We start from the raw sequence: 13,970 nt of genomic DNA, 5'->3' as shown, positions 1-13,970 counted from the left end.
GGCTCCCCACCAGGAGAGCCCGGCCCGCGGCGCGTTCGGAGCCGGACACCCCGGGAGCCCGGAGGCCCGGCGGCTCAGAAGGTCTGGAGCGTCACCAGGGTGATCCGCAGGCCGGCCCCGGACGTCCCCGGCTCCGCCTCGATCCGCACCCGCTGTCCCGGCCGGAGCAGCAGCAGCCCGCCCGCGTCGAAGGCCTCCGCCCCGAAACCCACCGGGGTGCCGTCGTCGAGCAGCACACTTCCGCTGCGGGTCTCGGAGTCGTACGTGAACGCGGTCGCCTGCATGGACCGCAGCCTATCCGGCCGCCGGCAGCCACCGGGCGGCCGTCCGCGGGCCGAGCCCCAGCGCCCGGGCCTCCGCCAGATCCTCGCCGGTGTCCACGTCCCGGCGTACGGAATCCACCCCGGTCAGCCGGATTTCCACCGCGCCCGTCGACAAATGGCGCAGTCTCGACGCGCCTCCGAATGCCGGTTCCAATTCCACCCCCGGACCTGCCGAGAGGAATGTCGTACCTATTTCGGTGGCATCCGCGAGAAATGCCCGGGGAAAATTCCGGGCGGTGTCCAGGACACGGGTCAGCTCGGTGGTCCGCAGCGCCGGCAGGTCGGCGTTGAGCGCCGCCACGCGCGCGTGCGACCGCCGCTCCCGTATCGCGCGGACCCCGTGCTCCAGCGCCGCGTTGAGCCCGGCCGCCGGGAGGTCCGGCACGATCCGCGCCCCCAGCGCCGCGAGGGCCGCGCCGGCCGCCGGGTCGTCCGTGACGACCACCACATCCCGTACGCGCGCGCAGTTCAGGGCCGCGCCCACCGTGTCCTCGGCGAACGCCAGGGCGAGCCGGGGGCGCAGCAGGGCCCCCGTCGCCGCGGCCAGTCTGGACTTCGCCAGGGCAAGGGGCTTCAGCGGTAACACGAGGTGCCAGTCGTCGTTCGCGTCACTGTTCATCGTGGCCCATTCTGTCCCGCCCGCGCGGTCCGCCGGGGGCCCCGGGGCGTACCGTGTCCTCGACAGACCAGGAGCATGGGGCGACACTTGACCCCCTGCCAGCCAGTCCCGGAGAAAGGTGTCCGAGTGCCCCGCCGCAGAATCGGCTTCTGGTACCGCCTCGCGGCGGTCATCGCGAAACCCCCCCTGGTGGTTCTGTTCAAGCGGGACTGGCGCGGTATGGAGCACATTCCGGCCGACGGCGGATTCATCACCGTGGTCAACCACAACTCGTACCTGGACCCGCTGTCCTACGCGCACTACCAGTACAACACCGGCCGCGTCCCGCGCCTTCTTGCCAAGGCGGGCCTCTTCAAGAGCCCCTTCGTCGGCATGATGCTGCGCAACACCGGGCAGATCCCCGTCTACCGCGAGACCACCAACGCGCTGGACGCCTTCCGCGCCGCCGTCGACGCCATCGAGCGCGGCGAGTGCGTCGCCTTCTACCCCGAGGGCACCCTGACCCGGGATCCCGACATGTGGCCCATGGCGGGCAAGACCGGCGCCGCCCGCGTCGCGCTCCTCACCAAGGTCCCGGTCATCCCGGTGGCCCAGTGGGGCGCCAACCTCGCGATGCCGCCGTACGCCCGGGAGAACAAGCTCAGCCTGTTCCCCCGCAAGACGCTGACCGTCCAGGCCGGTCCGCCGGTCGACCTCTCCCGCTTCGACGGCCTGGAGCCGACCCCCGAGGTGCTCCGCGAGGCCACCGAGGTCATCATGGCCGCCATCACCGCGCTCCTGGAGGAGATCCGCGGCGAGAAGGCGCCCGCCGAACCGTACGACCACCGCAAGGCCCGCCTCGAACAGCGGCGCAAGGCCGCCGAGGGAGGCACCAAGTGACCAAGGCAGCCGTCTTCGGCAACGGATCCTGGGGCACCGCCTTCGCCATGGTGCTCGCCGACGCGGGCTGCGAGGTGAGCCTCTGGGGCCGCCGCGCGGAGCTCGCGAAGGAGATCAACGCCTCCCGCGTCAACCCCGACTACCTGCCGGGCGTCGAGCTCCCGCGGTCGATCACGGCCACCGCCGACCCGGCGGAGGCCGCCCACGACGCCGACTTCACCGTCCTCGTCGTCCCCTCGCAGACCCTGCGCGGCAACCTCGCCGCCTGGAAGCCGCTGCTCGCCCCCGACACCGTCCTCGTCTCCCTCATGAAGGGCGTCGAACTCGGCACCGCGAAGCGGATGAGCGAGGTCGTCACCGAGGTCGCCGAGGTGCCCGTCGAGCGCGTGGCCGTCCTCACCGGCCCGAACCTGGCCAAGGAGATCGCCGCCCGGCAGCCCGCCGCAGCCGTCGTCGCCTGCGTCGACGAGACGGTCGCCCAGCGCCTCCAGACCGCCTGCATGACCCCGTACTTCCGCCCGTACACCAACACCGACGTGGTGGGCTGCGAGCTCGGCGGGGCCGTGAAGAACGTCATCGGCCTCGCGGTCGGCATCGCCAACGGCATGGGCCTCGGCGACAACTCCAAGGCCACGCTCATCACCCGCGGCCTCGCCGAGACCACCCGGCTCGGCCTCGCCATGGGCGCCGACCCGCTCACCTTCTCCGGCCTCGCGGGCCTCGGCGACCTCGTCGCCACCTGCTCCTCGCCGCTCTCCCGGAACAACACCTTCGGCACCAACCTCGGCCGCGGGATGACCCTCCAGGAGACCATCGCGGCCACCAAGCAGACCGCCGAGGGCGTCAAGTCCTGCGAGTCGGTGCTCGATCTGGGCCGCCGCCACGGCGTCGACATGCCCATCACCGAGACGGTCGTGTCGATCGTCCACGACGGCAAGCCGCCGGTCGTCGCCCTCAAGGAGCTGATGTCCCGCAGCGCGAAGTCCGAGCGCCGCTGACCCGTGCGGGACGGCGCGGCGCCGCCGGCGCTGCGCCGTACGCGCGCGGCGGCAGCGGGGCGCTCAGGAGTTCGGGAGCCGCAAGGTACGCTCATCGCGATATGAGCGAGAACACCCAGAGCCCCCGCAAGCCGCGCGTGGCCGTCGTCTTCGGCGGTCGCAGCTCCGAGCACGCCATCTCCGTCGTCACGGCGGGCGCCGTCCTGAGCGCCATCGACCGGGACAAGTACGACGTGCTGCCCATCGGCATCACGACGGACGGGCGCTGGGCGCTCACCGCCGACGCCCCCGAGCGGATGGCCATCGCCGACCGCGCCCTGCCCAACGTCGCCGACCTGGCCGAGTCCGAGGAGGGCGGTGTCGTCCTCTCCGTCGACCCCGCCAACCGCGAGGTCGTCCTCACCGAGCCCGGCGCCGTCCCGCGCGCCCTCGGCGAGGTCGACGTGGTCTTCCCCATGCTGCACGGCCCGTACGGCGAGGACGGCACCCTCCAGGGCCTCCTGGAGCTCTCCGGCGTCCCCTACGTCGGCGCGGGCGTCCTCGCCTCCGCCGTCGGCCAGGACAAGGAGTACATGAAGCGGGTCTTCGTCTCCTTCGGACTGCCGGTCGGCCCGTACGAGGTCATCCGGCCCCGCGAGTGGGAGCAGAACCCGGCCGCCGCCCGCAAGAAGATCGTCGAGTTCGCCGCCGAGCACGGCTGGCCGCTCTTCGTGAAGCCGGCCCGCGGCGGTTCGTCCATGGGCATCACCAAGGTCGACGACCTCTCGGGCCTGGACGAGGCCATCGAGGAGGCCCGCCGCCACGACCCCAAGATCCTCGTCGAGTCGCTCCTGCGCGGCCGCGAGATCGAGTGCGGCGTCCTGGAGTTCGAGGACGGCCCGCGCGCCAGCGTGCCGGCCGAGATCCCGCCGGTCACCGACCACGACTTCTACGACTTCGAGGCCAAGTACATCGACTCGGCCTCCGGCATCGTGCCCGCGCCGATCGGCGACGAGGCCACCGCCGAGATCCAGCGCCTGGCCGTCGCCGCCTACGAGGCGATCTCCTGCGAGGGTCTCGTCCGCGCCGACTTCTTCCTCACCGAGGACGGCGACTTCGTCATCAACGAGGTCAACACGATGCCGGGCTTCACGCCCATCTCCATGTACCCGCGCATGTGGCAGGAGAGCGGCGTCGGCTACCCCGAGCTCGTCGACCGGCTGATCCAGGCCGCGCTGACCCGCTCCACGGGCCTGCGCTAGGCACCTCGGACAGGGGCGGTCCGGGGTGCGTCTAGGGCAACACGCCCTAGGGGGTGTTGCGAAAGTCCCGCCTGCCCGACGGCGCCTGGCACGCACGCTCGCCGCGTTGTCGGGATCACCCCGATACATCCAGTATCGGGGTGACCCTCCGCCTTGCGATCGCACGCACCAGACGCCGTCGGGCCCGCCCTGCGGGCGGCCGGCGCTACTTTCGCAACACGCCCTAGACGCACTCCGGATCCAGTCCGCAGGGGATCGTCCCCGAGACGGCGGCGGCGAGATCCGCGAGCGGAGTCGCGTCGTGCCGGAACCGCTCGTCCATCGCCACCTCGACGTACGTCTTCCGGTACACCGACGTGAAACGGGTCCCGCCGGCCTCCGGACGCTCCAGCATCCAGTTCACGCCGTTCGCCTCGACGGCCTGGGACTTCGGATCGCTCATCTTTTCGGGCCGGGGGACCCCGCAGCGCAGTACGATCGCACCGTCACCCCAGCCGGCGGTCAGCTCGGAGCCCGGTTCCGGATCGGTCCGCTCCAGCCCCGCCACGGTGTCGGGCAGCTCCTTGTCCAGCGCCTGGCAGAGGGCTGCTTCCGTCGTCGGGGGGCGCGGAACCGCCACGGACGCCCCGGCGTCCGTCCAGGAGCAACCGGTGGCGGCCAGCAGCAGGACGGCCGCCGAGACGGCGGCGGGCAGGCCGAAGGGCCGGTGGGATGACATCACCGGCCAAGCGTAGACGGGGGCTACAGATGAACGACCGGGCAGGTGAGGGTGCGCGTGATGCCGTCCACTTGCTGGACCTTGGCGACCACCATGCGGCCCAGCTCGTCCACGGTGTCCGCCTGCGCGCGCACGATCACGTCGTAGGGACCGGTCACGTCTTCGGCCTGAAGCACCCCCGGGATCTTGGAGATGGTGTCGGCGACTGTCGACGCCTTGCCCACCTCGGTCTGGATGAGGATGTACGCCTGTACCACGGAACCTCCAGGGCGACCACGAGGATCTTGTGGGAGAAAGGGACGCCACGGTACCGCGTCGCCGCGGGCCACGGGGAGACCCGCGCGTCCCGGGGCACTCGCGTTGTGGCGTACGCACGACAGAAGTTGACGGTCTACTTGACGGTACCCAGCACGGTGACGGCCCGCGACCCGCGGCGCGCACAGGCGCGCCCCCGCCCGCCGGCCGGCACGAAGACACGAGGTGAGACGCGGTGAAGGGCACAGTCGGAGAGCTGGGCGAGTTCGGGCTCATCAGAGAGCTCACGTCCCGGCTCACCTCCACCCCGGCGGTACGGATCGGGCCCGGCGACGACGCCGCGGTCGTCTCCGCACCCGACCGGCGCGTGGTGGCCAGCACGGACATCCTCCTCGAAGGACGTCACTTCCGCCGCGACTGGTCGACGGCCTACGACGTCGGCCGCAAGGCCGCGGCGCAGAACCTCGCGGACATCGCCGCCATGGGCGCGGTCCCGACCGCGCTCCTCCTCGGCCTCGTCGTCCCCGCCGAACTCCCCGCCACCTGGCCCGTCGAACTCATGGACGGACTGCGCGACGAATGTCAGGTCGCGGGCGCGGCCGTCGTCGGCGGCGACGTCGTCCGGGGCGACACCATCACCATCGCCATCACCGCCCTCGGCGACCTGCGCAACCACGACCCGGTGACCCGGGGCGGCGCCCAGCCCGGCGACGTGGTCGCGTACACCGGCTGGCTCGGCTGGTCCGCCGCCGGTTACGCCGTCCTCTCCCGGGGCTTCCGCTCGCCCCGGGCCTTCGTCGAGGCCCACCGCAGGCCCGAGCCGCCGTACCACGCGGGCCCCGCCGCGGCCGGACTCGGCGCCACCGCCATGTGCGACGTCAGCGACGGCCTCATCGCCGACCTCGGCCACATCGCCGAGGCCAGCAAGGTCCGCATCGACCTGCGCTCCGGGCTCATCGACATCCCCACCCAGATGAACGACATCGGCCAGGCCGTCGGCGTCGACCCCATGCAGTGGGTGCTCACCGGGGGAGAGGACCACGCCATCGTGGCCACCTTCCCGCCGGACGTGAAGCTCCCCGCCCGCTGGAAGGTCATCGGCGAGGTCCTCCACCCCTCGGCGCTGCCGCAGGTCACCGTGGACGGCGCGCCCTGGCACAGCACGGGCGGCTGGGACCACTTCGGGGAGACGGAGTGACCGCTCCGCCACCGCGTGCGCCCGCCCCGGTGCCGCCGCTCGTGCTCACCGTCGCCGGATCCGACTCCGGCGGCGGCGCCGGCATCCAGGCCGACCTGAAGACGATGCTCGCGCTCGGCGTCCACGGCATGAGCGTGCTCACCGCCGTCACCGCCCAGAACTCGCGGGGCGTCCAGGGCGCCTGGGAACTGCCGGAGGAGGCCGTACGGGCCCAGTACCGGGCCGTCGTCGACGACATCGGCGTCCAGGCCGTGAAGACCGGCATGCTGGCCTCCGCCGGGCTCGTCGAGACCGTGGCGGATCTGCTCGCCGGGACGCCGGCCCCGGTGGTCGTGGACCCCGTCGGCGTCTCCAAGCACGGTGACTCGCTGCTCGCCGCCTCCGCCCTCGAATCCGTCCGGACGAAGCTGCTGCCGGTCGCGACCGTCGCCACGCCCAACCTCGACGAGGTGGCGCAGCTCACAGGCGTCCACGTCGTCCGCGAGAGCGACATGCGGGTCGCCGCCGAGGCGATCCTGTCGTACGGGGCGGAGTGGGCCCTGATCAAGGGCGGGCACCTGCCCACGGGCGGGGAGGCCGTGGACCTGCTCACGGACGGCACCGAGGAGCACTGGCTGCGCGCGCCCCGGCACGACAACCGCCACACGCACGGCACGGGCTGCACGCTCGCCTCGGCCGTGGCCTCGGGGCTCGCGAAGGGCCTCGCGGTGCCGGAGGCGGTACGGCGGGCCAAGGAGTACGTGACCGGGGCCATCGCCGCCGGATTCGCCCTCGGCTCGGGCATCGGGCCGGTGGACCACGGCTGGCGGTTCAGGACGTAGTCACGGGGCGGGGCGGCCGGGACTCCCGGCCGCCGGGCTTCCGGGGATGTTTCCGGGCATGGCAAGAGGCCGGTTCACCTAGGTGAACCGGCCTCTCAAGGCAACCGCAGGGGCTGCGCTACGACGGAACGTCGCAATTAGCGCGAGACCTTGCCGGCCTTGATGCACGAGGTGCAGACGTTGAGCCGCTTCGGCGTCCGACCGACCACGGCACGCACGCGCTGGATGTTCGGGTTCCAGCGACGGGACGTACGGCGGTGCGAGTGCGAAATGTTGTTGCCGAAGCCCGGCCCCTTGCCGCAGACGTCGCAGTTGGCAGCCACGGGTCACTCCAAAGACTTCAGAATTACAGTGAAATCCGGCGCACCGGAATCAGGAGTCTGAAGTGGCTTGCCGGGGGATGGCCCGGTGTGAACCGGGCAACCGAAGCAGCATACAACGCCTGCTCCGGTGGAACGAAACTACCACGGTCTGCGCGGACCTCGCCCCCGGCCCAGGTCACTGGGGCCCCTGCTCGAGCGAAGCCGAGAGCTTGGGGGAAGGACACCCCGGGTCTACCCTGCGGTGAGCTCACCGCCGAAGGAGGCCCCTGTTGTCGCGAGCCCTTCAGCCTTTCGAGGAGCTCGTCGAGCTCGACGCCGAAGCGCTCCGGACCTGGTCCGTACGGGCGCTGGACGCCCTCGGGCGGGAGCGCGAGGAGATCGACGCGATCAACGTCTACCCGGTCGCGGACGGGGACACCGGCACCAATCTGTACCTGACGGCGGAAGCCGCCCACCAGGCCGTCGAGGCCCTCTTCGCCGCCGCGGGGCCGGACGCCGCCGGGACCGACGGCGGGCCGCGAGCCGCCCCGCCGGCCGCCGCCGAGGCCGTACGGGCCATGGCGCACGGCGCCCTGCTCGGGGCCCGCGGCAACTCCGGCACCATCCTCGCCCAGCTGCTGCGCGGCATGGCGGCCGTCCTCGCCGAGGGACGTGACGGTGATCACCTCGCCCGCGCCCTCGCGGAGGCCGCCGACGCGGCCCGCCGGGCCGTCGCCCACCCCGTCGAGGGCACGATCCTCACGGTCGCCTCCGCCGCCGCGCGGGCCTGCGCCGCCGGCGGCGGCCTCGCGGAGGTGGCCGGAAGCGCCTACGAGGGGGCCAGGACCGCCCTGGCGACCACCCGGGGCCAGCTGGACGTCCTCACCCGCGCCGGGGTCGTGGACGCCGGCGGACAGGGCCTGGTGACCGTCCTCGGAGCGCTCGTGGAGACCGTGACCGGCCGGGCGCCGGACCGGCCGGAGCCGGCCCCGCACGGCGTGCTCGTGCCGGTCGGGCCCGCCGCGCCGGAGGCCTGCGGCCCCGCGGACGGCCCCGCGTACGAGGTGATCTACCTCCTGGAGGCCGGGGACGCGGCCGTGGACCTGCTGCGGTCCCGCCTCGACGCGCTGGGGGAGTCCCTCGTCGTCGTCGGCGGCGACGGACTCTGGAACGTCCACGTGCACGTCGACGACGCCGGCGCCGCCGTCGAGGCCGGCGTCGAGGCGGGGCGCCCCCACCGGATCCGCATCACCCACTTCGCGAGCGCCGCGGCGCAGACGGACACCGACGCGCGCGGGGCACGGGCCCAGCGCGCGGTCGTCGCCGTCGTCCCCGGCGAGGGCCTGGCCGGACTGTGCGCCGAGGCGGGCGCCACCACGGTCCAGACACGCCCCGGCGAACAGCCCGCGGGCGACGAGCTCGTCGACGCGATCCGCCGGGCGCACGCGCGTGAGGTCGTCCTCCTGCCCAACGACACCGAGCTCCGCCAGACGGCCGCCGCCGCGGCCGAACGGGCCCGCGCGGAGGGCATCCGCGTCGCCCTCATCCCGACCCGGGCCGCCGTCCAGGGCATCGCCGCCCTCGCCGTCCACGAACCGGACCGCCGCTTCGACGAGGACGTCGTCGCCATGACGGCCGCCGCGGGCGCCACCCGCTACGCCGAACTCGCCGTCGCCGAGCGCCAGTCCTTCACCTCGGCCGGCGTCTGCCAGGCCGGCGACGTCCTCGGCCTGATCGAGGGCGACGTCGCCGTCATCGGCGAGGACCTCACCGAGACCGCCCGCACCGTCCTCGACCGGATGCTCTCGGCGGGCGGCGAACTCGTCACCCTGATCGTCGCCGACGGCACCCCGCCCGACCTCGCCGCCACCCTCGAACGCCATGTCCGCCGCGGCTACCTGGCCGTCGACACGACCACGTACCACGCGGGCGAAGGAGCCCCGCCGCTGCTCATCGGAGTGGAATGACCCGAGGGGAACCACCCGACTGTCGGTCCCGTGGTGTGCAATGGAACGCGTGCCCGCGCTCGACGAACCACTCAAGAAGTCCCTCGGCCCCGCCACCGCCAAGGTCATGGCCGAGGCGCTCGACCTGCACACGGTCGGTGACCTGCTCCACCACTACCCCCGCCGGTACGCCGAGCGCGGGGAGCTGACCACGCTCTCCGACCTGCCGCTCGACGAGCACGTCACCGTCGTCGCGCAGGTCGCCGACGCCCGTGTCCACACCTTCAACGGCTCCAAGGGACGCGGCCAGCGCCTCGAAGTGACCATCACGGACGGCAGCGGCCGACTCCAACTGGTCTTCTTCGGCAAGGGCGTGCACAAGCCGCACAAGGACCTGCTCCCCGGCACCCGGGCGATGTTCTCCGGCAAGGTCTCGCTCTTCAACCGCCGCCTCCAGCTCGCCCATCCCGCGTACGAACTCCTCCGCGGCGACGGCGACGAGGCCGCCGACAGCGTCGGCACCTGGGCCGGGGCCCTCATCCCGATCTACCCGGCCACCACCAAGCTGGAGTCCTGGAAGATCGCCAAGGCCGTCGACGCCGTCCTGCCGCACGCCGAGGACGCCGTCGACCCCCTGCCCCCCGCGCTGCGCGAGGGCCGCGGCCTCGCCGAACTGCCCGAGGCCCTGCGGAAGATCCACCGCCCCCGTACCAAGGCGGACATCGCCGACGCCCGCGACCGGCTCAAGTGGGACGAGGCCTTCGTCCTCCAGGTCGCCCTCGCGCGCCGACGGCACGCCGACACCCAACTCCCCGCCGTCGCCCGCCGGCCCGTCCCCGACGGCATCCTCGACGCCTTCGACGCCAAGCTCCCCTTCACCCTCACCGACGGCCAGCGGAGGGTCTCCGAGGAGATCTTCGACGACCTCGCCACCGAACACCCCATGCACCGCCTCCTCCAGGGCGAGGTCGGCTCCGGAAAGACCATGGTGGCCCTGCGCGCCATGCTCGCCGTCGTCGACGCCGGGGGGCAGGCCGCGATGCTCGCCCCCACCGAGGTCCTCGCCCAGCAGCACCACCGCTCGGTGACCGAGATGATGGGCGAGCTCGCCGAGGGCGGCATGCTCGGCGGCGCCGAGCGGGCCACCAAGGTCGTCCTGCTCACCGGCTCCATGGGCACGGCCGCCCGCCGCCAGGCCCTCCTCGACCTCGTCACCGGCGAGGCCGGGATCGTCATCGGCACGCACGCGCTGATCGAGGACAAGGTCAGGTTCCACGACCTCGGCCTGGTCGTCGTCGACGAACAGCACCGTTTCGGCGTCGAGCAGCGCGACGCCCTCCGGGGCAAGGGCAAGCAGCCGCCCCACCTCCTCGTGATGACCGCCACCCCCATCCCGCGCACGGTCGCCATGACCGTCTTCGGCGACCTGGAGACCTCCGTCCTCGACCAGCTGCCCGCCGGCCGCTCCCCGATCGCCACCCACGTCGTCCCCGCCGCCGACAAGCCGCACTTCCTCGCGCGCGCCTGGGAGCGGGTCCGCGAGGAGGTGGAGAACGGCCACCAGGCCTACGTCGTCTGCCCCCGGATCGGCGACGAGGAGGACCAGAAGAAGAAGGCCGGGGCGTCCGCCGAGGACGCGGCCGAGAAGCGCCCGCCGCTCGCCGTCCTGGAGGTCGCCGAGAAGCTCCGTACCGGCCCCCTCGCGGGCCTGCGGATCGCCGTCCTGCACGGCCGCATGCACCCCGACGACAAGGACGAGGTCATGCGGGGCTTCGCCGCCGGCGAGCTCGACGTCCTCGTCGCCACCACCGTCATCGAGGTCGGCGTCAACGTCCCCAACGCCACCGCGATGGTGATCATGGACGGCGACCGCTTCGGCGTCTCCCAGCTCCACCAGCTCCGCGGCCGCGTCGGCCGGGGATCCGCCCCCGGCCTCTGCCTCCTCGTCACCGAGATGCCCGAGGCGAGCCCCGCCCGGCAGCGCCTCGGCGCCGTCGCCGCCACCCTCGACGGCTTCGAGCTCTCCCGCATCGACCTCGAACAGCGCCGCGAGGGCGACGTCCTCGGCCAGGCCCAGTCCGGCGTCCGCTCCTCCCTGAAGGTGCTCACCGTCATCGACGACGAGGAGGTCATCGCCGCCGCCCGCGAGGAGGCCACCGCCCTCGTCCTCGCCGACCCGGACCTCACCGCCCACCCCGGACTCCGCACCGCCCTCGAAGCCCTGCTCGACAAGGACCGGGAGGAGTACCTGGAGAAGGGCTGACCCCGCCGCGGGCGCAACCGCCATAAGCTGATGCGTACGCAATGGCTCATGGAGAACGAGGAAACCGATGACCCGCGTGATCGCCGGCACCGCCGGCGGACGCCGACTCGCCGTACCCCCCGGCAACGGCACCCGACCCACCTCCGACCGGGCGCGCGAAGGCCTCTTCTCCACCTGGGAGGCGTTCCTCGGCACCCTCGACGGGACCCGGGTCGCCGACCTGTACGCGGGCTCCGGCGCCGTCGGGCTCGAAGCCCTCTCCCGGGGCGCGGTCCACGCGCTCCTCGTCGAGGCCGACCCGCGCGCCGCGAAGACGATCCGCGACAACATCCGGACACTCGGCCTGCCCGGCGCCGAACTCCGGACCGGCAAGGCCGAGCAGATCGTCACGGGACCGGCCCCGGCCGACCCGTACGACCTGGTCTTCCTCGACCCTCCGTACGTCGTGGCGGACGACGATCTTCGCGAGATCCTCCTCACACTCCGCTCGGAAGGCTGGCTCACGGACGACGCCCTCGTCACCGTGGAGCGCAGCACCCGAGGCGGGGAGTTCGGCTGGCCGGCCGGATTCGAACCACTGCGGTCCCGTCGTTACGGCGAGGGAACGTTTTGGTACGGTCGCGCCGCCTCTACGTGCGAAGACGCACGATGACCGGACCGGAGAGCGAGGGACCCAAGTTGCGCCGCGCCGTCTGTCCGGGGTCATTCGACCCCATCACCAACGGACATCTCGACATCATCGCCCGCGCCTCCAAGCTGTACGACGTCGTACACGTCGCGGTGATGATCAACCAGTCCAAGAAGGGACTGTTCACGGTCGAGGAGCGGATCGAGCTGATCCGCGAGGTGACCGCCGACTTCGGCAACGTCGAGGTGGAGTCCTTCCACGGACTGCTCGTCGACTTCTGCAAGCAGCGGGACATCCCCGCCATCGTCAAGGGCCTGCGCGCCGTCAGCGACTTCGACTACGAGCTGCAGATGGCCCAGATGAACAACGGCCTCACGGGCGTGGAGACCCTCTTCGTCCCCACCAACCCGACCTACAGCTTCCTGTCGTCCTCGCTGGTAAAGGAGGTCGCGGCCTGGGGCGGCGACGTCTCCCACCTGGTCCCGCCGACGGTCCTGCCCCGGCTGACCGAGCGCCTGGCGCAGAAGTGACGCGCGGCCACCGCCGCTGACGCTCCGTCACCTGGTGTCGGACGGGAGCCGACTGCCCTTACAGTCGTCCCGTCCGTCTCCATCCAGCTGTAGAGAGTGGCGAGCACCCGGTGGACGTGCAGAAGAAGCTCGACGAGATCGTCGCGACCGTGCAGGGCGCCCGTTCCATGCCGATGTCGGCATCCTGTGTGGTCAACCGCGCCGAGCTGCTCGCCCTGCTCGAAGAGGTACGGGACGCCCTGCCGGGCTCCCTCGCCCAGGCCCAGGAGCTGATCGGCGGCCGCGAGCAGCTGGTCGAGCAGGCCCGCCAGGAGGCGGAGCGGATCATCGAGGCGGCCCACGCCGAGCGGGGCTCGATCGTCTCCGACACCCAGGTCGCCCGGGAGTCGCAGGGCGAGGCCGACCGGATCCTCGCCGAGGCCCGCCGCGAGGCCGAGGAGGTCCGCGCCGAGGCCGACGACTACGTCGACTCCAAGCTCGCCAACTTCGAGGTCGTCCTCAACAAGACCATCGGCTCCGTCGACCGGGGCCGCGAGAAGCTCCTCGGCCGCGGCCCGGGCCTCGACCAGGACGGCTACCCCGACGAGGACGCCCCCGAGTACAGCGCGGACCCGCAGACGCTGATCAGCCGGGCCGACGAGTACGTGGACGCCAAGCTCGGCGCCTTCGAGGCGGTGCTCAGCAAGACCCTGGAGGCCGTCGGACGCGGCCGGCAGAAGCTGCACGGCCGGATCGCCACCGACGACCTCGGCGAGCACATGGCCGCGCAGGACGGCCTCGGCGGGACGGTGCACACGAGCGACGCCGACTACCTCGCCGGGCTCGCGGAGCTCGCCGACCCCCAGCCGGCCCCCGTCGCAGCGCAGGCCCCCGCGCCGATCCCGGCCCAGCAGCAGCCCGACCCGTACGGCTACCCCCAGCAGGACCCGGGGTACGGCTATCAGCAGCAGCCCGACCCGTACGGCTATCAGCAGCAGCCCGACCCGTACGCCTACCAGGGCCAGTACGGCTACGAGCAGCCGCAGCACCAGCAGCACGAATACCAGCCCCAGGCTCCGCAGCAGCAGGCCGCCGCGCTCGACGAGACCAGTTTCTTCGACACGAGCATGATCGACCTGGAGCAGCTGCGCCGGTACGAGCAGGGGCACTGAGGGGCACGGGGCCCGGATTGGGCCCTGAGCGAAGCGTCCAGTATCCTGGCTCTTCGGTCGCGCCTGTTCCGCGATCCTTGCTGCCCACTTCTGGCGGC

The 13,970-nt window shown here is 72.5% G+C and carries 15 protein-coding genes; 10 read left to right on the top strand and 5 right to left on the bottom strand.

Annotation, left to right across the window (positions count from 1 at the left end):
• Positions 1-74 precede the first annotated feature (74 nt).
• Positions 75-284: a hypothetical protein gene (locus ACF08F_RS26995; RefSeq protein WP_392301111.1), complete on the bottom strand. Its 210-nt coding sequence runs from the start codon at positions 282-284 to the stop codon at positions 75-77.
• 10 nt (positions 285-294) lie between these two features.
• The gene (cofC, locus tag ACF08F_RS26990; RefSeq protein WP_392301110.1) at positions 295-942 is read right to left on the bottom strand and encodes a 2-phospho-L-lactate guanylyltransferase; all 648 of its coding nucleotides are present in this window, start codon (positions 940-942) and stop codon (positions 295-297) included.
• A gap of 126 nt (positions 943-1,068) precedes the next feature.
• On the opposite strand from cofC, the gene ACF08F_RS26985 reads away from it, so the two are divergent.
• From ACF08F_RS26985 to ACF08F_RS26975, 3 genes are all read left to right on the top strand, one after another.
• Positions 1,069-1,821 (top strand): lysophospholipid acyltransferase family protein, encoded by a 753-nt coding sequence (locus ACF08F_RS26985; RefSeq protein ID WP_392301109.1) that lies wholly within the window; start codon positions 1,069-1,071, stop codon positions 1,819-1,821.
• Positions 1,818-2,819, top strand: coding sequence for an NAD(P)H-dependent glycerol-3-phosphate dehydrogenase (locus tag ACF08F_RS26980; RefSeq protein WP_392301108.1), 1,002 nt, complete (start codon positions 1,818-1,820; stop codon positions 2,817-2,819). Before ACF08F_RS26985 ends, ACF08F_RS26980 begins: the two co-directional genes overlap by 4 nt.
• 101 nt (positions 2,820-2,920) lie before the next feature.
• Entirely contained in the window at positions 2,921-4,060 is a 1,140-nt protein-coding gene (locus tag ACF08F_RS26975) for a D-alanine--D-alanine ligase family protein (protein ID WP_392301107.1), read from the top strand.
• 223 nt (positions 4,061-4,283) lie between these two features.
• On the opposite strand, the gene ACF08F_RS26970 is transcribed toward ACF08F_RS26975, so the two are convergent.
• Complete coding sequence (locus ACF08F_RS26970; protein WP_392301149.1) at positions 4,284-4,778, bottom strand: DUF3515 domain-containing protein; 495 nt, start codon at positions 4,776-4,778, stop codon at positions 4,284-4,286.
• A 23-nt stretch (positions 4,779-4,801) separates the two neighbouring features.
• Complete coding sequence (locus ACF08F_RS26965; RefSeq protein ID WP_015036438.1) at positions 4,802-5,035, bottom strand: Lrp/AsnC family transcriptional regulator; 234 nt, start codon at positions 5,033-5,035, stop codon at positions 4,802-4,804.
• 233 nt (positions 5,036-5,268) lie between these two features.
• On the opposite strand from ACF08F_RS26965, the gene ACF08F_RS26960 reads away from it, so the two are divergent.
• Positions 5,269-6,231, top strand: coding sequence for a thiamine-phosphate kinase (locus ACF08F_RS26960; protein ID WP_141303005.1), 963 nt, complete (start codon positions 5,269-5,271; stop codon positions 6,229-6,231).
• Positions 6,228-7,052 (top strand): bifunctional hydroxymethylpyrimidine kinase/phosphomethylpyrimidine kinase, encoded by an 825-nt coding sequence (gene thiD, locus ACF08F_RS26955; RefSeq protein ID WP_392301106.1) that lies wholly within the window; start codon positions 6,228-6,230, stop codon positions 7,050-7,052. Before ACF08F_RS26960 ends, thiD begins: the two co-directional genes overlap by 4 nt.
• Positions 7,053-7,189: 137 nt before the next feature.
• Here thiD and rpmB read toward each other — a convergent pair whose 3' ends face one another.
• On the bottom strand, positions 7,190-7,375 hold the full coding sequence (rpmB, locus tag ACF08F_RS26950) for a 50S ribosomal protein L28 (protein ID WP_003957616.1): 186 nt from the start codon (positions 7,373-7,375) through the stop codon (positions 7,190-7,192).
• A 269-nt stretch (positions 7,376-7,644) separates the two neighbouring features.
• Here rpmB and ACF08F_RS26945 point away from each other — a divergent pair, with 269 nt between their 5' ends.
• From ACF08F_RS26945 to ACF08F_RS26925, 5 genes are all read left to right on the top strand, one after another.
• Positions 7,645-9,321, top strand: coding sequence for a DAK2 domain-containing protein (locus ACF08F_RS26945; RefSeq protein WP_392301105.1), 1,677 nt, complete (start codon positions 7,645-7,647; stop codon positions 9,319-9,321).
• Between the two features lie 40 nt (positions 9,322-9,361).
• Positions 9,362-11,563, top strand: coding sequence for an ATP-dependent DNA helicase RecG (recG, locus tag ACF08F_RS26940; protein ID WP_392301104.1), 2,202 nt, complete (start codon positions 9,362-9,364; stop codon positions 11,561-11,563).
• Positions 11,564-11,630: 67 nt separating this feature from the next.
• A complete protein-coding gene (rsmD, locus tag ACF08F_RS26935; protein ID WP_392301103.1) occupies positions 11,631-12,215 on the top strand; it encodes a 16S rRNA (guanine(966)-N(2))-methyltransferase RsmD in 585 nt (194 codons plus the stop codon).
• Positions 12,216-12,241: 26 nt separating this feature from the next.
• A complete protein-coding gene (gene coaD / locus ACF08F_RS26930; RefSeq protein ID WP_328947070.1) occupies positions 12,242-12,721 on the top strand; it encodes a pantetheine-phosphate adenylyltransferase in 480 nt (159 codons plus the stop codon).
• A gap of 110 nt (positions 12,722-12,831) precedes the next feature.
• Positions 12,832-13,872: a cell division initiation protein gene (locus tag ACF08F_RS26925; RefSeq protein WP_392301102.1), complete on the top strand. Its 1,041-nt coding sequence runs from the start codon at positions 12,832-12,834 to the stop codon at positions 13,870-13,872.
• The last annotated feature ends 98 nt before the right edge of the window (positions 13,873-13,970 follow it).

This window comes from Streptomyces sp. NPDC015130 (assembly GCF_043080005.1).
Classification (GTDB): domain Bacteria; phylum Actinomycetota; class Actinomycetes; order Streptomycetales; family Streptomycetaceae; genus Streptomyces.
The sequence above is the reverse complement of the archived record's forward strand: the minus strand, read 5'-3'. Positions and strand labels throughout refer to the sequence as shown.